22 protein-coding genes are annotated in these 20,401 nt (G+C 58.7%); 17 read left to right on the forward strand and 5 right to left on the reverse strand.

Translation table 11 applies throughout. The features are described from left to right. Positions 1-95: 95 nt before the first annotated feature. Positions 96-1,358, reverse strand: coding sequence for an RNA-guided endonuclease InsQ/TnpB family protein (locus ACVWY8_RS00850; RefSeq protein ID WP_457392421.1), 1,263 nt, complete (start codon positions 1,356-1,358; stop codon positions 96-98). A gap of 237 nt (positions 1,359-1,595) precedes the next feature. Further along, positions 1,596-2,510: a hypothetical protein gene (locus ACVWY8_RS00855; RefSeq protein WP_457396726.1), complete on the reverse strand. Its 915-nt coding sequence runs from the start codon at positions 2,508-2,510 to the stop codon at positions 1,596-1,598. Positions 2,511-2,630: 120 nt separating this feature from the next. Between ACVWY8_RS00855 and ACVWY8_RS00860 the strand changes: the two genes are divergently transcribed. Together ACVWY8_RS00860 and ACVWY8_RS00865 are read left to right on the forward strand one after the other, a co-directional pair. After that, positions 2,631-3,005 (forward strand): rhodanese-like domain-containing protein, encoded by a 375-nt coding sequence (locus tag ACVWY8_RS00860; protein WP_011432658.1) that lies wholly within the window; start codon positions 2,631-2,633, stop codon positions 3,003-3,005. 157 nt (positions 3,006-3,162) lie between these two features. Then, positions 3,163-4,965, forward strand: a complete 1,803-nt coding sequence (locus ACVWY8_RS00865) for an aminopeptidase P family protein (RefSeq protein WP_457392415.1) — start codon at positions 3,163-3,165, stop codon at positions 4,963-4,965. Here ACVWY8_RS00865 and rlmN read toward each other — a convergent pair. Next, complete coding sequence (gene rlmN, locus ACVWY8_RS00870; protein ID WP_457392412.1) at positions 4,939-6,036, reverse strand: 23S rRNA (adenine(2503)-C(2))-methyltransferase RlmN; 1,098 nt, start codon at positions 6,034-6,036, stop codon at positions 4,939-4,941. The two genes, ACVWY8_RS00865 and rlmN, sit on opposite strands and share 27 nt — an antisense overlap. 416 nt (positions 6,037-6,452) lie before the next feature. Between rlmN and ACVWY8_RS00875 the strand changes: the two genes are divergently transcribed. The 7 genes from ACVWY8_RS00875 to ACVWY8_RS00905 all read left to right on the forward strand — a co-directional run bounded on the left by ACVWY8_RS00875 (position 6,453) and on the right by ACVWY8_RS00905 (position 12,370). After that, a complete protein-coding gene (locus tag ACVWY8_RS00875; RefSeq protein ID WP_414400746.1) occupies positions 6,453-7,109 on the forward strand; it encodes a chromophore lyase CpcT/CpeT in 657 nt (218 codons plus the stop codon). A gap of 112 nt (positions 7,110-7,221) precedes the next feature. Further along, on the forward strand, positions 7,222-8,415 hold the full coding sequence (locus ACVWY8_RS00880) for an RNA-guided endonuclease InsQ/TnpB family protein (protein ID WP_457392410.1): 1,194 nt from the start codon (positions 7,222-7,224) through the stop codon (positions 8,413-8,415). A gap of 24 nt (positions 8,416-8,439) precedes the next feature. Then, the gene (locus ACVWY8_RS00885) at positions 8,440-8,850 is read left to right on the forward strand and encodes a YihY/virulence factor BrkB family protein (RefSeq protein WP_457392407.1); all 411 of its coding nucleotides are present in this window, start codon (positions 8,440-8,442) and stop codon (positions 8,848-8,850) included. 24 nt (positions 8,851-8,874) lie between these two features. Then, a complete protein-coding gene (locus ACVWY8_RS00890; RefSeq protein ID WP_414416909.1) occupies positions 8,875-9,966 on the forward strand; it encodes an L-threonylcarbamoyladenylate synthase in 1,092 nt (363 codons plus the stop codon). Positions 9,967-9,980: 14 nt separating this feature from the next. Next, on the forward strand, positions 9,981-10,511 hold the full coding sequence (gene purE, locus ACVWY8_RS00895; protein ID WP_457392404.1) for a 5-(carboxyamino)imidazole ribonucleotide mutase: 531 nt from the start codon (positions 9,981-9,983) through the stop codon (positions 10,509-10,511). Between the two features lie 80 nt (positions 10,512-10,591). Beyond that, positions 10,592-11,350, forward strand: coding sequence for a hypothetical protein (locus ACVWY8_RS00900; RefSeq protein ID WP_011432665.1), 759 nt, complete (start codon positions 10,592-10,594; stop codon positions 11,348-11,350). Positions 11,351-11,674: 324 nt separating this feature from the next. Then, positions 11,675-12,370 (forward strand): DUF3318 domain-containing protein, encoded by a 696-nt coding sequence (locus ACVWY8_RS00905; RefSeq protein ID WP_457392401.1) that lies wholly within the window; start codon positions 11,675-11,677, stop codon positions 12,368-12,370. Between the two features lie 4 nt (positions 12,371-12,374). Here ACVWY8_RS00905 and ACVWY8_RS00910 read toward each other — a convergent pair whose 3' ends face one another. After that, positions 12,375-13,328 (reverse strand): asparaginase, encoded by a 954-nt coding sequence (locus ACVWY8_RS00910; RefSeq protein ID WP_414400684.1) that lies wholly within the window; start codon positions 13,326-13,328, stop codon positions 12,375-12,377. Positions 13,329-13,470: 142 nt separating this feature from the next. Between ACVWY8_RS00910 and ACVWY8_RS00915 the strand changes: the two genes are divergently transcribed. The 5 genes from ACVWY8_RS00915 to ACVWY8_RS00935 all read left to right on the forward strand — a co-directional run bounded on the left by ACVWY8_RS00915 (position 13,471) and on the right by ACVWY8_RS00935 (position 18,042). Further along, positions 13,471-14,265: a sirohydrochlorin chelatase gene (locus ACVWY8_RS00915; RefSeq protein ID WP_457392398.1), complete on the forward strand. Its 795-nt coding sequence runs from the start codon at positions 13,471-13,473 to the stop codon at positions 14,263-14,265. Positions 14,266-14,329: 64 nt separating this feature from the next. Then, positions 14,330-15,112, forward strand: a complete 783-nt coding sequence (cobA, locus tag ACVWY8_RS00920; RefSeq protein ID WP_457392396.1) for a uroporphyrinogen-III C-methyltransferase — start codon at positions 14,330-14,332, stop codon at positions 15,110-15,112. After that, positions 15,109-15,897: an ABC transporter permease gene (locus tag ACVWY8_RS00925; RefSeq protein WP_457392393.1), complete on the forward strand. Its 789-nt coding sequence runs from the start codon at positions 15,109-15,111 to the stop codon at positions 15,895-15,897. The genes cobA and ACVWY8_RS00925 overlap by 4 nt, the downstream gene beginning before the upstream one ends. Before the next feature lie 94 nt (positions 15,898-15,991). Then, entirely contained in the window at positions 15,992-17,185 is a 1,194-nt protein-coding gene (locus ACVWY8_RS00930) for an RNA-guided endonuclease InsQ/TnpB family protein (RefSeq protein ID WP_457392694.1), read from the forward strand. 167 nt (positions 17,186-17,352) lie between these two features. After that, on the forward strand, positions 17,353-18,042 hold the full coding sequence (locus ACVWY8_RS00935; RefSeq protein ID WP_414389514.1) for a response regulator transcription factor: 690 nt from the start codon (positions 17,353-17,355) through the stop codon (positions 18,040-18,042). Here ACVWY8_RS00935 and ACVWY8_RS00940 read toward each other — a convergent pair. Continuing rightward, the gene (locus tag ACVWY8_RS00940; RefSeq protein WP_457392390.1) at positions 18,028-18,291 is read right to left on the reverse strand and encodes a ParB N-terminal domain-containing protein; all 264 of its coding nucleotides are present in this window, start codon (positions 18,289-18,291) and stop codon (positions 18,028-18,030) included. The genes ACVWY8_RS00935 and ACVWY8_RS00940 overlap by 15 nt on opposite strands. A 148-nt stretch (positions 18,292-18,439) precedes the next feature. Between ACVWY8_RS00940 and ACVWY8_RS00945 the strand changes: the two genes are divergently transcribed. From ACVWY8_RS00945 to ACVWY8_RS00955, 3 genes are all read left to right on the forward strand, one after another. Beyond that, entirely contained in the window at positions 18,440-18,874 is a 435-nt protein-coding gene (locus ACVWY8_RS00945; RefSeq protein ID WP_457392388.1) for a hypothetical protein, read from the forward strand. Positions 18,875-19,012: 138 nt separating this feature from the next. Then, on the forward strand, positions 19,013-19,495 hold the full coding sequence (locus tag ACVWY8_RS00950; RefSeq protein WP_457392385.1) for an ABA4-like family protein: 483 nt from the start codon (positions 19,013-19,015) through the stop codon (positions 19,493-19,495). Positions 19,496-19,661: 166 nt separating this feature from the next. Beyond that, entirely contained in the window at positions 19,662-20,384 is a 723-nt protein-coding gene (locus ACVWY8_RS00955) for a hypothetical protein (RefSeq protein ID WP_457392383.1), read from the forward strand. The last annotated feature ends 17 nt before the right edge of the window (positions 20,385-20,401 follow it).

Below are 20,401 nucleotides of genomic sequence, written 5' to 3' on the forward strand. Positions count from 1 at the left end.
GCTATCGCAACCGCTCAAAAATAGGGCCAGCACCAGAAAGCAAACAAGCTGAGGGGCGCATAGTTTCCCATCGTGACATCCTCCCGACGCTGACCCTACGGGTACAGCGCGGGCTTCCTAACCTCACGGTTAGGCATTCCTGCCCCACGCCACTTATCTAGGTCATAGACCCCCGACAGAACGACTTGGCAGGCTGTTTCCGTTCGCCAGAGTCCCTGGGCTACTACATTCTCTAGTCCACGATGCAAAACCATTTCTGCTGCTGCATGGTCACGATGAGTTCGATACCCACACTCAGGACAATGATGCTCCCTTGCTGTCAACGTTTTGCTGACAGTAGCAAAACATTTGGGGCAGGTTTGGCTAGTCCCGTTGGAGTTGACTTTAGCGAAGTACACTCCACGTTTCCAGCACACCCATTCCAACAGAGACAGAAATTGTCCAAAAGCGACATCGACACAATCTTTTCGCAGCATTCCCCGTGTCAAGCCTGTGACATTGAGGTCTTCTGCAAAGATGGTTTGCGCTTGGTCACAAAGCTTATGAGCCGTCTTCAGGTGGAAATCTTTACGACGGTTCTCAATCCGATGGTGCATTCTGGCAACTTTGATTTGTGCCTTCTCCCAGTTTCGTGAGCCCTTTTGTTTTCGTGTCGCTCTGCGTTGCAGCAATTTCAGCTTGCGTTGCATCGACCTAAAAAACTTGGGCCGCTCCTGGAAGCTGCCATCTGAGACCGTCAAAAACCGTTCCAATCCCAGATCAATCCCAATCGCACGACCGTGAACCGGAGCATCGGGAACCGATATGTCCGATTCGATGGTAACGACGACATACCATTGCGTCCCTCTTACCTTGGACAGTACCCTCACCTGCTTGACCTTGAACCCATCTGGGATAGGACGATGCAAGTTGATAGGCACTTTTCCTATCTTTGGTAGCTTGATACTGCTGCCGGAGATGGGATTGTCCTTGAACTGGGGAAACACAAAAGACTTAAATTGGCCTTGTTTCTTGAAACGGGGGAACCCATATCCCCGCTTCTGGAATGCCTCCCAAGTATCATGCAGCCTGCGAATCGTAGTCTGCAAGACCTGAGAATGCACCTTGGCCAAATGCGGGAATTGCTTCTTTGCTTTGGGTAGGTTATTTTGCTGACGATAGCAAGACGGGAATGGCTCATCGGCAGGAATGATGTATTCCTTCTCCAGTGAGCATCTGTCTATGGGACACTTACGGGAAGCAATCCAGTCTTTGAGTTCGCGCAAAGCGTAGTTGTACACGCCTCTGCACGTCTCAAGCCACGACCGCAGCTCGGCCTGCTGTGCGGCATCTGGATAGATCCGGTAAGTGTAGTTCATGGTCAGCATAGTGGCAGTTTACCACAAGCTATAGCTGCTGGTAAATACTTGTCTTATCCCATCGAGAGAATCGACAAGTGCGGGGAGTCCATGTATCCCGACGCTGTAGCTAGCTTCCCGCAGGGTTGCTTTGCATACAGCGCGGGACTTATAGCTCCCCGCGCCCCTCCTTTGTTAACAAGCTCAACTGCCTGTCCAGATTACCCCAGAGCCATTCCTCATCATCCTGAAGATTTCCTAAGGGACGGTGGGGATGGCCAGGGATCCCTCCAGAGCCAAGCGATCGCTGACGATAAGACGCCGACTCTCCAGCGTGATGCCGGTTTGGTTAACCAACATCACAGAAATCCACTCAGCACCGGGTTCTTGCGGAGCATCCGCCTGTAGGAAGATCCCTCCGGCCTGTAGAGGTTCGAGAGCAAACGAGGTCACCTCTGGGTAGCCCGCCCCGGCAACGGGTTGTTTGGCAACGGCGCCCAACAGCAAAGAGTGGGTGAGAGGCTCTGCCACAATCGCCTGCAGCGAATAGGTGGATCCCGGTTTGACCACCTCCGGCAGGTTCAAGGTGACGGTGGGAGGGGCAGATCCAGAGGTGAGGGTGCTGGCCTCCCGCAGCACTTCTTGGTCAATCAACAGCAGTTGTCCGGGATTGGCTGGATCCGGGCGATAGCGATTGCGCACCAGGGCAGAGGCTTCTACCTGAAAGTCCCCCCGCACCGAGGATTGGGATCCCTCTACTTGGCTGAGAATATCCGCAACAATCTCAGGGCCCACCTGCCGCCAGGAGAGGATCTGGGCCGAATAGGTGAGCTTGGGATGAGAGCTCCACAGCTTGCGGATGGCACCTTCCACCTCTTCCCGGTCCAGCCCATCTCGGTGGCGGAAGTCGGGGCTGTAGCCGGCCATCACCCCTGGCAAATCCCGCCGGTTGGCGGCGGCCACCTGCTGGCTTAGCCACTCCACCAGGGCGGCTGGCGGTGGGCTGGAAACTTGCCGCTGGATCCCACTTTCTAGGGGCATCGGGGCAGCTTGGGCCCAAGCCGAGGACTCCGTCCGGCTGACGTGACCGGCTGTCAATCCAAGGGGGACGCTCCAGCTCACGGCCAGAGCAAGGGGCCAAAGCAGTTGCGGAAAGTTAGATCGGGATTTCAAGCCATGGGCCTCCAGCCGGCAAATCTGGATCCCAGTCTAGCCTTAGGGCAGTTGGGATCCCAAAGTCCAGACCAGATAAGATTGATTGGAATAAGCTTTGGCTCATAGCGCCTGTTCTCCATGGCTCCCCAGCACTCTCCAGCTTTCTTGGCCCTGGTCAACGAGGCCAAAAGCCGCATCCAAGAACTGACAGTCGAGCAGGTCAGGCAAAAACAACTGCAAGGGGATCCCTTCTATTTTGTGGATGTGCGGGAAGAGTCGGAGTGGCAAGCCGGCCACGCTGCCGGAGCCATCCACTTGAGCAAAGGGATCATTGAGCGGGACATCGAGAGGGTGATCCCCGACAAAGAAGCGGAGATCGTCCTGTACTGCGGCGGCGGGTTTCGTTCGGCGTTGGCAGCCGATAATCTACAGAAAATGGGCTATCGTCGGGTGATCTCGATGGATGGGGGCATGCGGGCTTGGCGGGAAGCGGGTTTTCCTGAGGAGCGCTAGAGCTGGCGGATTTCTTCCCTCACCCATAGGAAGAGGGAGGTATTGGCTGCTATCTGGCTGCTATCTGAAATGGCCGACCACTGAAGGCGGGAAGTGGGGGCGGCCCAACCTTGTTTAGAATGGCGATAGCCTGGCCGTTTAGCTTTACCCCTCTGCCATGCTCCAAACCCTGCCCCGCCTGGATGTTGCTGCCCGTTTGCAGCAGTTGCGCCAGCTTCTGCGAGAACAAGATCTGGATGGCTTTTGGGTTCCCTCTGCTGATGAGCATCTCAATGAGTATTTGCCGGAACATCGCAAGCGGCGTCAGTGGATCACAGGCTTTACCGGCTCGGTGGGGGATGCCTTGATCACCCGGGACAGGGCTTGGCTGTGGGTAGATCCCCGCTATCACGAACAGGCGGAGCGGGAGGTGGATCCCAATCTATTGACAGTGATCAAAGGAGGTCTGCCGAATCAGCCCAGCCTGATGGAGATTGTGGAAGAGCTGGGATCTGGCTTTCGCCTGGGGGTGGATCCCTTTACGGTGGCGGTGGCCACCTATCGCCAGTTGCAGGCCCATGCCCAAGCGGGAGGGGTGCTCTTGATCCCGGTCATGGAAAACTTGGTGGATAAGCTGGCTCAGGGATCCGCTCCTGTCGCTCCCTTTGACCGGCCCATTGACTCGGTACCCACCCACCTAAGCGGGGCCACCCCTGCAGAAAAGCTGGCCCAAGTCCGGCAGGAGATGCGCCGCAAGCGGGTGGGACTGTTGCCCCTGACCAAATTGGATCAGGTGGCCTGGCTGTTTAACCTGCGGGGATCCGACATCCCCTACAACCCGGTGTTTTGGGCCTATGCTTTGGTCAGCCCAGATAGAGCGGCTCTATTCACGGATCTGGAGCGGCTCAGCCCCCCATCTCGGCAACTTCTGGCAGAAGCCGGGGTGGAACTCTGGCCTTATGAGACCTACAACGAACAACTGCCCCAATGGGCCAAGAGCTACGCGCCGGTGGGCTTGGATCCCAAGCAGACCACCCAGGGCACTCAAGAGCTGCTGCAGGATGCGAGCTGCCGCGAGCTGGAGCACCCAGTAGAAGCCCTCAAGGCCGTGAAAAACCCCATCGAGCTGGAACAGATGCGCCTGGCCAACCGCAAAGCCAGCCGGGCCAAGATCCGTACCCTGGCCTGGATCGACCGGCAAATCCAACAGGGGATCCCCATCAGCGAAGCCGATGTGGCCGCCATCATGGAGGCCCATTACCGGGAGGAAGGGGAGTGGGTGGGCCTGAGCTTTAACACCATTGCCGGCGCCGGCGCCAACAGCTCCATCATCCACTACAGCACTCCGGATCCCCAAAAGCTGCTGCAGCCGGGCGAACTGTTTTTGTTGGACTCCGGATCCCACTACTTGGGGGGCACCACCGACGATACCCGCACCGTTTGGATTGGCCCGCAACCCGCGGATCCCTTGTGCAAGCGGCGCTATACCGAGGTGCTCAAGGCCCACATTCAATGCGCCCGCCAGATCTTCCCCCCCGACACCTATGGAGTCTCGTTGGATGGGATCGCCCGCTCTACCCTTTGGCAGGCCGGGCTGGACTATGGCCATGGCACCGGCCACGGTGTCGGCGCCTTTTTGAATGTCCACGAGGGGCCCAACGGGATCCACCGCCGCGCCAGCACCCCTCTCAAAGTGGGCATGATCAACAGCATCGAGCCGGGCTACTACCAGCCGGGATGGGGTGGGATCCGCCTGGAGAACCTCTACGAGGTGATTGCGATTCCCGAGCCCGAGGGCTGGATGGGCTTTCGCTCCCTAACTTGGATCCCTTTTGATGGGCGCTTAATCGATTGGGAACTGTTGAACGAGGCGCAGCGAGCCTGGCTGGACGAGTATCACCGGCAGGTTTACGCCATGCACCACGCCACCTTGCCAGAACAGGATGCCGCCTGGTTACGACGCGCCTGCGGACTGAGCTGATGTACTCGCAAAAGCGTTGCGCCCTGGCAAAGAGCGCAGGAAGGATCCCTGCAGTTGACCACATGCGGCATTGCCATCCAAGCCACGGGTTTGGCGCACAGTGGCCCGCACTTGGTGCTGTTCGAGCTGGCGGACGAACTCTCTGACCCGTGTCGGGTGGGGGCGTTGATAGTCGGCTCCAGAGATAGGGTTGTAAGGGATCAGGTTCACGTGCAGTTGCACCCCTGACCGGCTGGCCTGCTGCAGCAATTGCGCCAGTTGGCGGGCATGAATGGGCAGGTCGTTGACCCCCGATAGCAGGGTATATTCAAAACTGACTCGCCGCCCGGTGCGCAGCATGTAGTCGCGGCAATCCTGGATCAGAGCATCCAGAGGGTAGTGGGCTGCCGAGGGGATCAACTGCTGCCGCAGATTTTGATTGGGAGCATGCAAGCTGACGGCCAGGGTGATTTGCAGATCCTGCTGCGCCAGCCAGGCAATTTGCCGGGGTACCCCCACCGTCGAGAGGGTGATGTGCCGTTGGCCGATGCCGATATCTCGATTCAGGCTACGGATGGCTTGCACCACCGTATCGCGGTTGAGCAGAGGTTCCCCCATGCCCATAAAGACCACGTGGCTGACGCGACGGCCAAAATCTTCCTGCACCGTCAACACCTGATCCAAAATCTCGTGCAGCTCTAGGTTGCGTCGGTAGCCCATCTTGCCGGTGGCACAGAAATCGCAGGCCATAGGGCAGCCCACCTGAGAAGAGACGCAGACCGTCAGACGCTTGGCCGTTGGGATCCCTACCGTTTCGATCAACTGCCCATCCGCCAACCCCAGCAGAAACTTCACAGTACCATCGCGGGCCTCTGTCCGCTGCACAATGCGCGAGCGTCCCACTGGGTAGCTTTGCACCGCCTCTCGCCAAGCCCTAGGAAACACCGTCACCTGTTCCAGGGAGCGGATCCCTTTTTGGTAGATCCAAGCATGCAGTTGTTGCCCGCGATAGGCCGGCTGTCCTTGGGCAACCGCCCAGTCTTTCAGAGCAGACAAGGACTGCCCCAGCAGCGGAATGGGTAGGGCCGACATCAATACCATCTTAGACGAGATCTCAAGAGGCACAGGAGTCCGGCTCCTCTACTCTAGCCTGTCCCTGCAACCCAATCCCCTTCAAGAACTCCGTCCGAGTGGCGCGAACGGCCTCGTCGCCACAGGGTTGCGGTTCCCCTGCCCATGGCAACAACTCCGCCAGAGACAGGGCGGGTGACGGTAAGCAACAATGCTCTCTTAAATCCCTTAAATTCCCTTAAATCAAGTTGCCCAAGGGCTTTTCCACCCCGCACTCAAGTACAGGGCTACCAAGCTATTCCCTGGTGTAGTTTTGTAGAGTGTGTTATGGAGTGCGCCATCGGGACGGAGTCCCTGACAGTTGGACAAAGTCTGCAGGATCAGGAGCGCTCGATCTGAATCTTCTCGATTTCAATCCATTGAATCCATCTGAACCTATGTCTGTTTCCCCCCAACTGGCCCAACTGGCCACCTGGATGGCAGGGCACTTCAACAACCTGCAGCAGGCGCTCGCAGAGCCCGTCTGGTTTGCCAACATTCATGTGTACCAATGTCCCTTGCCTTGGTCGGTGTTCCAGGGGGTGGGGTTTTACGTGGAGCAACTGTACGACATTTATCCTGAGCAGCCCTACCGGCAGCGGGTGATCCACCTCTTCGATACTCCAGATGGGATCCGGATTCAAAACTATGCTCTGACAGCTCCTGACTCCTACAGGTGCGCCGGTCGGGAGTTGTTGCTAAGCAACGCTTACGCGAAGGGGAAATTGGCCGGTCTGACAGCAGCGGAGTTGGAACTCTTGCCCGGCTGTGTCACCCAGGTGGAATGGACGGGATCCTGCTATCGGGGCCGCAGCCTGCCCGGCAAAGGCTGTATTGTTGAACGCAAAGGCAGAACCACCTATTTGTACAGCGAGTTTGAGATCGGAGCCGACTACTTTCACAGCTTGGATCAAGGTCGGGATCCGGAGACCGATCAAGTGATCTGGGGATCCCTATCCGGGCCTTTTCGGTTTGTCAAAAAGCAAGATTTTTCCCAGTACCTACCGCAGTGGGCTGAAGTGCTGAACCATGAGGCTGTTGGAGCAACTGGTTGAGCAGCTGCGGGCGCTGGGGATCCCGTTCGCGTCGTCAGCTAGAAATCGCAGGAGCCCCGCACTGTACCCGTAGGGTCAGTGTCGGGAGGAATGCGGAAGTTACGATAGAACCATGACCCAAGTCCTGACCGTCTCCTGTAAGCTCAAGGTGTCCCAGTCGCAGGCCGCAAAGTTGGACGCGACCTTGGATGCCTTTGTGCAGGCGTTGAACTGGGTCAACCAAAACACGCCCGAGAAAGTCACCAACGCCGTTAAACTTCAATCTCTGTGCTACCGCGAAATCCGTGCCCGGTTCGGCTTGTCCAGTAACTTGGCTCAGCAGGTCTGCAGACGGCTGGCCGGTGCCCGCAAGGTTGCCCGACAGAAAAACCGCCCCGTCAAAGCGTTCAAGGGGGGCTTCGCGACCTATGACGCTCGTATCTTTTCATTCCGCGAGAAAGACTGGACGGTGTCGCTGACCACGGTTGAAGGGAGAGAACGCTTTGAACTGGCCATTGGCCGTTACCAGAGAGAACAGTTGGCGGGCTCCAATCCCAAATCGGCCACTCTGGTCAAGCGCAGAGACGGCTCCTACTACATCCAGATTTGCGTAGAGAAAAAACCACCCAAGCAACAAGATACCGACAAGGTGATCGGGGTGGACTTGGGAAGGATAGATATCGCTCATACCTCAGAGGGGAAGAACTGGAATGGACAGCAGTTGAACAGAGTCCGAGACCACTACTCCCGGTTGAGGGCGGCACTCCAACGCAAAGCCAGTAAGGGCACACGCAGTTCGCGGCGCAGATGCAGAGAACTGCTGCAACGGCTGTCTGGCAAGGAGAGACGCTTTCAAGCGTGGGTCAATCATCGCATCTCCAAAGCTATTGTCTCTAGGGCAAAAGCCACAAACAGCGCTATTGCTCTGGAAGACTTGACAGGGATACGGGAGCGTATCAACCAACAACCCCGCAGCAAAGCCGAGCGGCGCAGGGCCAACAGTTGGGCGTTCTACCAGCTGAGGCAGTTTCTGGAATACAAGGCTCTGCGTGCAGGGGTTGCTTTGACTCTGGTGCCGCCTGCCTACACGTCGCAGACCTGCCACCGGTGTTTGCACATCCATCCCGACCCTGCGCAATCCTATCGCAGTGGGAAGCAGTTCAAGTGTGGGCACTGTGGATGGGAAGGGGATGCGGACTGGAATGGGGCCAACATGATTGCCAAGCTTGGGGCTGTCGTAAACCAGCCTAGAGGCCCGTGGTTGGCTTGCCAACTGCAGGGCTACCGAAAGCCCGCCCTGTACTGCGAAGCAGTCAGGGTCGGGTAGTTTACTGCTAGCTTTTTGCGCTTCTTGTACAGGAAAGCGAGATCCTTAGCCCAGGAGGTTGGCGGGCCGACTCAGTTGGATCCCTTGCGAGAGCTGGGGTTGAACTTGTGGGGGATCCTCACCTGGCCGATTTCGCTGGAGTTGGTCGTCTTCTCCTGCTGGGTGCTGTATCGATTTGGCCCCAGCTTGCGCCGACCCCAAATGCCGATTTGGCCGGGAGCCATCGTGGCCAGCCTACTGTGGGTTGGGGTGTCGTGGGGGCTGCGGATTTACGTGGAGCACTTTGGGCAGTTCAACCAAGTCTACGGGGCGGTGGGGGCAGTTATTGTGCTGCTGCTCTGGGTTTGGCTCACTTCCTTGGCGCTGCTGTTTGGGGATCAAATCAACATCGCCCTCTACCAGGCGCGAAAATGGATTGCAGAACGGGATCCCTAGCCCCACCCCAAATCCGAGTTATGGATGCAGACGGAAATTCTTTCGCCCACTCCTGAGCACATTGCCGTAGCGGCTGCGGCCTTGCTGCAGGGCCAGTTGGTGGCCATCCCCACGGAGACGGTTTACGGCCTGGCGGGCAATGGCTTGGATGAGCAGGCAGTGGCAAACATTTTTGCCGCCAAGGAGCGCCCCCGCTTCGATCCCCTGATCCTGCATCTGCCGGCTGGGGTGACCCTAGAGCAGCTGCAGGGGTGGCTGGTGGATGTGTCGGCTTTTACTCCCACCGCCCGTGCTCTGCTGGGATCCCTGATCGACACCTTCTGGCCGGGGCCCCTAACCTTGGTGCTGCCCAAGTGTCCCACCGTGCCGGATCTGGTGAGCAGCGGGTTGCCTACTGTTGCCCTGCGGGTGCCTGCTCACCCGGTGGCTCAAGCTTTGTTGCAGGCGGTGCAAACCCCTCTGGCTGCCCCCAGTGCCAATCGCTTTGGCCGCATCAGCCCCACCTCAGCCCAGGCCGTCTATGCAGAGTTGGGAGGGCGGATCCCTTACATCTTGGACGGGGGAGAGTGTGCCGTGGGCCTAGAATCCACCGTGCTGAAGCTCAGCCCCGAGGGGATCCCGACGCTGCTGCGCCCAGGAGGGATCCCACTGGAAGCCCTGGAGGCCCACCTGGGGTTGCCCATCCGGTTGCCCCCAGAACAGGCCCCCAAGGATGGCACAACGGGCCCGCCAGAAGCGCCGGGACGACTGAGCAGCCACTATGCCCCCAGTAAGCCCCTCCGGCTTTTGCCCACCCCTTTTGCCCAGCTTCAGCCCGGCGATTGGCAACAGGTGCAGCACCTGACAACCGGTCATTCCCACCTGGGCATCCTCAGCTTTGCCACGGATCCGCAGGCTCTGCTGAACACCCTCTCCCGCCATTGGCCGGGGATCACTTTCAGTTTGGAGTGTTTGGGTTCGGATCCCAAGGCAGCCGCCCGCGCCCTCTTTGCCAGCCTGCGCCGACTGGATGAGGGAGATGCTACGCTCCTGCTGGCAGAGCCCCCACCCATCTCGACGGGGTTGGGCTATGCGATGATGGATCGGCTACGCCGGGCCAGCAGCCTTTCGCGTTAGCGTCGCTTAGCGATATGGAACTCTCCCCCCTCGTTGCCATCGTAATGGGCAGCGATTCCGATTTGCCCACCCTTGCACCTGCCGCCCAGGTGTGTGAGGAGTTTGGGATCCCTTACCAGATGCAGATCCTCAGCGCCCACCGCACTCCCGAGGCGATGGTAGAGTTTGCCCGCTGCGCCCATACCCAAGGGATCCGCGTCATCATTGCCGGGGCAGGGGGAGCAGCCCATTTGCCGGGGATGGTGGCCTCTCTCACCCCCCTGCCGGTGATCGGGGTGCCGGTGCTCAGCCCATCCCTGCAGGGGATCGACTCCCTGTACTCAATTGTGCAAATGCCCAAAGGGATCCCGGTGGCCACGGTGGCCATTGGCAACGGCTACAACGCGGGTCTGTTGGCGGTGCAGATCCTGGCCAGTGGAGATCCCGATCTGCTCCGGCGGGTGATCGCCTATCGGGAAAGCCTAAAACAGGCGGTGCAGGAGAAAAACGACCAGTTGCAAGCCCAAGGGTGGAAAGCCTATCTCGACTCCACCGGCAAAGCATAAGAGCATAATTTAGAGAACGTTGACCTATCTTGCCGCCTTGCAAAGGGCCAGATAGGGCCGAGTTTTGGGAGTTGCCATCGGTGAAGCATCAATCGGGTCGCCCTTCTTCCGGCCAGGGATCCTGGCCAGAATATCTGCAGCGGGTGGGGCGTGGGGCAGTGGAGACGGGATCCCAAGTTGCTCTGTGGATCCTATCGGGGCCACAGTGGCGGGTTTTGGCTCTGTCGGCCTTGGCGTTGGCAGGGCTGGCCTTCTGGAATGGGCGGCTGGCGCTCTCTCTGGGGGTGGGCACCTTGGTGATGTTGGGGCTACAGGGGGTGCGCAGCCCTGAGTTCAACCGCCGCTGGCAGGAGTGGCAAGCTTGGTTTCGGCAGGCGGATCGCTGGCTTTTGCTGGCAATTGGTTCGGGAGCAGCCGCCACCTTGGGCACCTACACCCTCATCTCCATCTGGGCAGAATCCACCCAACGCTGGCTGGCCACCGGTGCCATTCTACAGGGATTGGCCACTCTAGCCTTGTTGTCGCTGCTGTTTGGGGAGTGGCTCAGGGGCCGACAAGAGCGGCAACGGTCTCAATTGGAGCGCGACCTCAGCGACATTGCTTCTCCCGATCCCTTCCGACGGCTGGCGGGCGTTCGCCGCTTGCAGAGCTTAATGTCCCACCTGGATCCCGAGCAAACCCGGCTGGCGGTGGATTATCTGCGGTTGGCCCTCGACCAAGAGACGGTAGCGGTTGTGCGGGAAGCCCTGCTGGAGGCCCTACAGGGATGGGGGATCCTGCGCCGCCTCAACGATTTGACCAATCTCAAACACCCCAGCAGGGATCCCTCTTCAAACTAAGATAACGGCTGTCTTGGTCCTCAAGGGTTTGACTGGGATGATAAATTCAGTCCCTTGGGCAATCCGCCAAATAGATTGCTCACCTCAGGTTTAGCTAAACCGCCGAGAAGCCCCGCGCTGTATGCGTAGCAACCCTGCGGGAAGCTAGCTACAGGGTCGGGAGTATGTTACGCGGCATACCCCCTTTCCATCTAGGCTCAGGCTTGTCCCTCTGCCGCCAGCCCTATTGCAAAAAGCTTGCTTGGAGCTGGCCTGCAAGGAAGGCTAGAATCTTTTACTATGGGTAATCCTCTCCAGCCGCTCCCTTAGCCGCACTGTGCCAGCATGTATACCATTTCCGACTTTGACCGCCTGATCCAGTTTCTCCCAGTGGAGATCCGCCCTGAAGTGCAGATCGAGATCGGCACCCCCGACCAGTCTCGGATTGTGCAGCCGCTGTGGCGCTTTCCCTGGCAGAAATACTCTCGCTTCGCCATTGACCTCAGCCGTTGGCAGAAGCTGAGCCCTGACCAGCAGAAGATCTACTTCTTGCGAGAAGCGGTGATGGCCACAGAGCTGGCTTTGGGGGATAACTGGTCGGCGTTGTTGCTGTATCCCGCCTTGATCGGGGCCGGCAGCATGGGCATTTTGGTGGAGCTGCAGATGGGAGATAACCTCGGCGTTGGCCTAGCAGCCGGGTTGGCCGCTTCGGCGGTGTTTCTGTTGCGCAAAGCGGAGAAGGGCCAGAAGGCCCAGGTAGCAGCCGACGAGTTTGCCGTGCGCTATGCCTCCCAGAATGGCTACACCTCCGAGCAAGCTGCTGCTATCTTGCTGAGCGCGCTGCAGCAGGTGGCCATCCTCGAAGATCGCGTCAAGAACGACTACGACACCACCATGCGCCGCCGCAACCTGGAGTTCTTGGCGCAGCGGGGTTTGGGATCCGGCACCTTGACCATCAATCCTTTGACCATCAATCCTAAGTACCGCAACAAAGGCCAGAGCTCCAACCCCAATCCTTACCAAAACCCCTTCCAGCGCTGAGTCTTCAAGGCATGCGCAGCTCCCCTTCTACCTCGAGGCGGGTGTAGGGGCCGACGCGAAGGAAGCGCTCCCCCAGCATCTCGGCGGCGGCAGGCTGGATCCAGCCCATGCGCTGCAGCAGGTGCAAAGCCAGGGCATACTTGGCCCGGGCGGCTCCATCCTGGACCTTGATGGCCAGGCCCATGCCTTCCCCCACCCGGCCAATGCACTGGATCCCTTCAGCACCCGATTTGCTCACCAGATCCCCTTGAGTAGCCCGCATCAACTCCGTGTCGAAACACCCCTGTCCAGCCACCATCTCCGGGTGATGGGTCATGGCCCGTGCTACCGATTCCAAGTCGGGCCGCTCGCCAGCAGTCAGTTGGGCGAATAGGGAGGCCAGGTGATTCAGTTGCAGTTGGTAGGTGGGCACCCCACAGTCATCCCGCGCAAACAAAAACTCTTCCGAGGGCATTTGCAGCAAATCCGCCAGCTTGGCCCGCACCAGGGCTTGCACCGGATGCTGCCGCTGGGCGTAGTCTGACAAGGTCCAGTTTTGGGCGCGGCTGGCCACGAGCATGCCAGCATGTTTGCCGGAGCAGTTGTGGCAAAGGGGGCTGGGCTTGCCGGGTGGGGTGGGGCAGACCAGCAAATCGGGAGATAGATCGGCCCGCCACAGTATGCTGAACACCTGCCGCGCATGAGCCGTGGTGCCCTGATGGGATCCGCACATGATGGCAATATCTTTCTCGCTGAGGCGGTAGCGCTCGCGGATGCCGGTGGAGAGCATGGCCAGTGCTTGGAAAGGTTTGAGGGCAGAACGGGCAAAAACAGGGGTGGTGCTGTTGCCGGCCATGGCCAGAGAACGCCCGCGGCTATCGGCCACGACAGCTTGGCAATGATGGATAGATTCGGTCAACCCCTCCCGCAAGACATGGATTAAGAGTTCAGGGGCGGTGGAACGATTCTCAAATGACATGAAAACCTGGGAAAGGGCTGACGAAGCTGGGAAAGAGGGTGTGTACTCTTCAAATCATACGCGCAGATCCTACGCGAGAAGTTGGCGGGATCCCCTAAAGTAGCAAAATGGAACCCTTCCGCTCGGATCCCTGACCTCTGCCATGTCCTCCAATCCCCTGGTGTTTTTGGTCTGTCACGGCAGCCGGGATCCCGATTATCAGCAGGCTTTGGCAGATTTGTTGGCACGGGTGCGGCAGCGGCTGGCCCCTCAGCCGGTGGAGCTGGCCCAGTTGGAAGGTCAGCCTCTCACCTTGGCCGAGCAGATTCAGGGACGGCTGGCAGCTTGGCTGGGCGCAGGCCGATCTCCCAATCAAGTGGTGCTGCTGTCGCTGTTTATGGGCGAGGGATCCCATGTGGAAGAGGATTTGCCGGCTGCGGTGAAGCAGGTTCAAGCTCGCTGGCCGCGCCTGCCCATCCGGTTAACACCCCCCATTGGCCAGCACCCGGCCCTCCTGGATCTGTTGGTGGCTCGCATTCTGGCTCCACAGCCCTCTTGCTCTGCAACGCTCAGGCAATCCGGCGAACGGGCAGATGCCTGGATTGTGCTTGGCCATGGCAGCCGTCTGCCGGGGTTTGCCGCCCAGCTCCAAGCAGGGATCCAAACTGTGCAACGGCGCTTGCCCGAGATCCCCTTGCATGTGGCTTTTGCTGCCCAGTCCCCCACCTTAGAAGCGGTCGTGATCCATTGCTTGCGCCTTAGCCAGTGCCGTCTACGGGTGCTGCCGTTTTTTCTCTTTCCAGGCGGTCTGCTGCGCGCCCTACAAGAACAGGCTCAGCGATTACAGCGGGAATGGCCTCTGCTCCAAATCCAGGTGGAGCCGCCCCTCTGGCGGGATCCTCAACTGATGCAGGCCATTGTGGAGACACTCCAGGCTTTTAGCCCGGCGCTGGAATAGCCGAATCTTTCCCGTTCCCTCAAAATGGATATTTCCAACAGCAATGACGCGACCAGGACTTGAGATGGGCAAAGTGTATTTGGTGGGGGCAGGGCCTGGGGATCCAGGGCTGCTGACGGTGAAGGGAAAGGCGCTACTCGCCCACGCGGATGTGGTCATCTACGATGCTCTGGTGGGATCCTCCATCCTGGAGCTGATCCCGCCGACGGCAGAACGGATCTATGCTGGCAAACACTGCGGCGCTCACACCTTGCCCCAGGAGCAGATCACAGCCTTGCTGATGGAGAAAGCTCGGACGGCAGCCGTGGTGGTGCGGCTCAAAGGGGGGGATCCCTTCATCTTTGGGCGAGGCGGCGAGGAGATGTTGGCTCTGGTGCAGGCCGGGATCCCAGTGGAGGTGGTGCCGGGAATTACGGCGGGCATTGCCGCCAGCGCCTATGCCGGGATCCCTCTCACCCATCGCGACCTCAGCTCCTCAGTTGCTTTTGTTACCGGACATGAGGCGGCAGGGAAATACCGCCCTCAGGTCAATTGGCGGGCTTTGGCCGGGGCGGTGGAAACCCTGGTGATCTACATGGGCATGCACAACCTCAGCCACATTGCCGCTGAATTGTTGGCCGGAGGGAAAGCTCCCGATACCCCGGTTGCCCTGATCCGCTGGGGCACCACCCCTGAGCAAGAGATTCATCTGCTCCGCCTGCAGACTCTGGCTGGGCAGCCCTCGCCCGTAGCACCGCCTTCAATTGTTGTGGTGGGAGCGGTGGTCAGCCTGGCCAGCTTGTTGCCCACTTTGCGTCCGCCAGTCTCGTATTGCTCCGCAACGCTTACAAAACCGGAATCTTCATGAACGCCTTTTTGCGCAAGTTGGCTGCCCTCTTCTCCGCCTACTACGCCTACATGCTGGAGTACCGGGCCGAGCTGATCCTGTGGGTGTTGGCCGGATCCCTGCCCCTGATCATGATGGGGGTGTGGAGCGAGGCAGCCCGCTCAGGAGACTTCTCGCTGTCTGCTCTGGAGTTCATCCGCTACTTTCTGGCGGTGTTCCTGGTACGCCAGTTCACCATCGTCTGGGTCATCTGGGACTTTGAGCGAGAGGTGGTCGAAGGCAAATTATCTCCTCGCCTGTTGCAGCCTCTGGATCCCGCTTGGCACCATGTGGCCAGCCACCTGATGGAGCGCTTGGCCCGTCTCCCCTTTACCCTGGTTTTAATCGCCCTTTTCTTCGTCCTCTACCCCCGTGCCTTTTGGATCCCCTCTTGGGCCCAGGCGGGGCTGGGATCCCTGGCCATTCTCCTGGCTTTTGCCCTGCGCTTTCTCATGCAGTACACCTTGGCGCTGCTGGCCTTTTGGGTGGAGCGGGTGACGGCCTTGGAGCAGTTCCATTTTTTGATGTACTTGTTTTTCTCGGGGGTGATCGCTCCTCTTGAGGTGTTCCCACCCCCCGTGCGCCAGCTCTTGGCCTGGACACCCTTCCCCTACCTGGTGCATTTTCCCGCCAGCTTCTGGGCAGGGATCCCGGTGGATATTCTGGGCGGCTTTGGCATGGGCCTGGCCTGGGCGGGCCTGTTTTGGCTGGCCAATCGCTGGTTATGGCGCAAAGGCTTGCAACAGTACTCGGGAATGGGAGCTTAGAGGGCCAGGTTCAGCTAGAAATCGCAGGAGCCCCGCACTGTACCCGTAGGGTCAGTGCCGGGAGGAATGCGCTTTGATGAAGTACAATGAACTTATGAGCCAAGTCCTGACCGTCTCCTGTAAGCTCAAGGCGTCCCAGTTGCAGGCTGCTAAATTGGACGCGACGATGGAGGCTTTTGGCCAAGCCTTGAACTGGGTCAACCAGAACACGCCGGAGAAGATCGTCAACGCGGTCAAACTGCAATCCCTTTGCTACTACGAGATTCGAGCCCGGTTCGGCTTGTCCAGTAACTTGGCTCAACAGGTGTGCAGACGGGTGGCCGGCGCTCGCAAAGTGGCGAGACAGCGCAACCGTCCGGTTAAAGAGTTCAAGCGTAGGTTCGTTACCTACGACGCACGTATCTTCTCATTCCGCGAGAAAGACTGGACGGTGTCGCTGACCACGGTTGAAGGGAGAGAACGCTTTGAGCTAGCCATTGGTAACTACCAGAGGGGAATGCTGGCTGGCTCTAACCCCAAATCGGCCACCCTAGTCCAGCGGAAGGATGGCTCCTACTACATCCAGATTTGCGTAGAGAAAAAACCACCCAAGCAACAAGATACCGACAGGGTGATCGGGGTGGACTTGGGCAGGACGGATATCGCCCATACGTCAGAGGGGGACAATTGGAATGGACAGCAGTTGAACCGAGTCCGCGACCACTACTCCAAGCTGAGGGCGGCACTCCAACGCAAAGCCAGTAAGGGCACACGCAGTTCGCGGCGCAGATGCAGAGAACTGTTGCAACGGCTGTCTGGCAAGGAGAGGCGCTTTCAGGCGTGGGTCAATCATCGCATCTCCAAAGCTATTGTCTCTAGGGCAAAGACCACAAACAGCGCTATTGCTCTGGAAGACCTGACAGGGATCCGGGAAAGGGTCAATCAACAGCCACGCAGCAAAGCCGAGCGGCGCAGGGCCAACAGTTGGGCGTTCTACCAACTACGTCAATTTCTGGAATACAAGGCGAGGGTTGCAGGGGTTTCTCTGGTTCTTGTGCCGCCTGCTTACACGTCGCAGACCTGTCACAAGTGTTTACACATCCATCCCGATCCTGCGCAATCCTACCGCAGTGGAAAGAAGTTTAAGTGTGGGCACTGTGGATGGGAAGGGGATGCGGATTTGAATGGTGCGAATGTGATTGCGCTCTTGGGGGCTGTCGTAAACCAGCCTAGAGGTCCGGGCTTGTTTTGTTCTCTGGTAGAGCAGAACAGGCTCAGGGCTACTGAAAGCCCGCTCCGTACCGCTTAGCGGTCAGAGCCGGGTAGTTTACCTTTCAACCAGGCCACCCTTGAAACCACTATTATGGGTCAAGGCACCCCAGTCAAATGACGAATCCTGTCCGTCTCCCTAAAATAGCGACAGATAACAGGTGAATAGCGCTTTACCCTTTTCCCCAACAGCCTCCTCGAGTCCTCATGAAGCGTGTACTGGTCGTAGATGACGATCCCCTCTCCCTGAAGGTGCTGAGCCGCCACCTGACTCAGCATGGCTATCGGGTTTGTACAGGCGCTTCGGGTGTAGAAGGGTTGCGTCTGTTTGCCCAAGAGCAGCCGGATGTGGTGGTTTCAGATGTGGTGATGCCGGAAATGGACGGCTTCGAGTTTTGCCGACAGCTGCGCCAACAGCGCGGCGGCGAGCTCGTCCCCTTCATTTTTCTCTCTTCGCGGGGAGAGATCGATGACCGGGTTCAGGGCTATGAGCGGGGGGCGGATGACTACATCATCAAGCCCTTTGAACCCCTGGAACTGGTGGCCAAAATCGAGGCCCAGATTGAACGCTCCCGCCGCACCCAATCGGAAATTCTGCGGCTGATCCAACAGCAGTCCCAGCCAAAACCGGAAGCGGCCCCCCGCCCCACCCCACCCGAATTGCCTCTGACCCCTGCTGAGGAGCGGGTCTTTCGGGAAGTCATTCGCGGCTTCACCAACAAGCAAATCGGCGAGAAGCTGTTCATCAGCCCGCGCACTGTGCAAACTCACCTGACCAACATCCTCAGCAAGCTTTCTTTGGAAAATCGCTCGCAACTGGTGCGTTTTGCCTACGAACGGGGCTACACCGCCGAAGAGGAGCCGGGCCAGAAGGGATCCCTTTCAGGCCAGGTGTAGCTTCAAAACAGCACGTGGCGCTTTTCGCACCCGGCAGGGGATCCGCTCCTTGCCCAAGCGGACAAATGCCTCGTAGCGGTGGCAGCCGGAGAACCCGTAGTACTCCCCTTCCACTTCCAAAACCTCAATGGGCTCCTGTAGGCCGACTGCTTCAATGGAAGCCATCAGCGCCTGCACCTTATCCGGATCCGTTTGCCGGGGCAAAGGGCGGCGAATTTGGGCAAGGGGAATCTCGCGAATCTGCGCCATGTTGAACTTTCTCCCTAAGCAAGCTACTTAATCATACTCGTTATGACTTTGCTCTATCAAGACTGGCAGAGGGGATGGATTCTCAGGCCAGAGCATGGCAGGATAACACCATTCCTCACTGCTCTCTCCCTCAGTAGCCAACCCAGCCATGTGGCAACTCCTCAAAGCCTTATGGGGAAAGATCGCCGGCCAAGCCCCCCCTGCACCCCCCGCTGCCGCGCCACGACCACCCCTTGACAAGAGGCTGGTTCAGCAGCCCTCTCCCCGGAATGTCCCTGCTGCAGAGGCCGCCCGCAAAGAAGAAGCCCCTGAGCCCACCCCAGAACATCCCGCCCCAAAAGTTGCAGTAGCCCAACGGGGTGAGGAACCTGTGGTGTGGATCCCTGCTCAGGAAAAATCCCCAGACTCCCAGGCAGTAGAATCCCCCATCGGCCCAGCTCAACCCACCTCTACGGCCAAAAGCATCAGCAGCTTCTGGGCCATGACCGACACTGGATCCCGGATTTCCTGCATTGCTGCCACCACCGACAGTGGCCGTGCGGTCAGCTCCATTGCGACTGCTAGGCTCCGCCAACCGGAATAGAGGCCGGGATCCCTCTGGCTCCAGAAAAAACTTCAGGGCAAGTCAGGAATAGCTCCCATCCATTTCCACCCGCTACTGCAGGGATCCCCAGGGGGCATTAGGCCGATAATAGACAGGTAGCGTTGGGGGCTGCCAAGCATGCTGGAGATGATCTTTAACGGGGCTAACTGGTTTGCTCTGCCCTTTTGGGCAATGATGATTCTGTTGCCGGGTTGGAAGGTAACCCGCAAGGTGATGGAATCGCTTTTGCCCATCGCTATTTTGGCGGCGGTTTATTTGTATCTTTTGGTCACCGGGTTCAACGCGGATGTTCTCAAGGAATTTTCCGACCCTCAACTGTCTCTGACCAGCCTAACCGACCTATTCAGTCAACCCGCCGTTATGGCGACGGGATGGGTCCACTACATCGTCATGGATTTGTTTGTGGGCCGCTGGATCTTTTTGGAAGGGTGGGATAAGCGAGTATGGACAACCCATTCTCTGATTTTGTGCTTGTTTGCCGGGCCAGTGGGCTTGCTCTCCCATTTGCTTACGGTGGCAGTTGTCCAGGCACGCCGGCAAAACCAGGCGCAAGGAAGGACTCAAGAGACAGGAGTGCCACAAGAGTTGGCTAACCCCTAGGGATAGGCTCTATCGAATAGGGATCCAGGCTCGCATAGCAGGAGGAAGTCCTAAGAGGCTAGGATCAGGGGTAGGAGCCCTCAGCCTTGAGGCCAGAGGAACTGTTTGATGAGGAGTGGAGGCATAGCTTGGTTTTTGCGTCCTCAGCGGTGGCTGTGGAGCGGCCTTGGAGCAGCAGCCCTTGTGGCCCTCACGGCTGGGGCTAGTTGGGCACGGCTTGGCACGGCTTTTGTTGGAAGTGCGCATGACCATGGGCCTGCCCATTAGCCCTAACTACTGGTACATGGTGGCCCTTAGCCGAGCTGGTAGCCCTGGCCCCACCGCCAACCTGGTAGATCCCAATGTCCGGGTTGGGCCCAACGAGTACACCTTTGTGCGCGACTGGGACTACCTGATTCGGGTTACCCCTCTTAACGAGGAGGCCGTTTTGCAAGCTACCATCCAGCGCTTTGGTGAGCAGGAGCGAGAGTTTGCCGTTGGCTTTAACCAAGTGCGGGTGGAGCACGTTAACCGGGACCGCGACACCCTTAGGTTTCGGATTGACCTTTCGGAGCTCCAAGGTCTGGACGGGCAAAACCAGGATATCCAGGTGGCTTTGCTCACTGCCCGCGCCCCTTTTCGCGTGGCTCCTGAAGAGACCAATCTAGCCATTGATGCCACCCGCGGCGAACTGCCCAACTACTATCGCCTTAGTCTCTCCAACCAGCGGCAGGTGGTTGTCGACGATCCCCAGCGCCAAGAGACCATGCGCCGCAGCCGTGAGTTACTCCAGCAAAGTGGATCTGGAAGCGGCCTCACCCGCGAGCTCATTGAGGGAGGAGCCCTGGAGATTTTGGCTGCCAACATCCTCACCTTTGAGCTACGCCTTCTTTCCTCTTCCAGTTTCTAGAGAGAAACCTTAATCTA

The sequence above is a fragment of the Thermostichus sp. OS-CIW-32 genome (assembly GCF_054060415.1).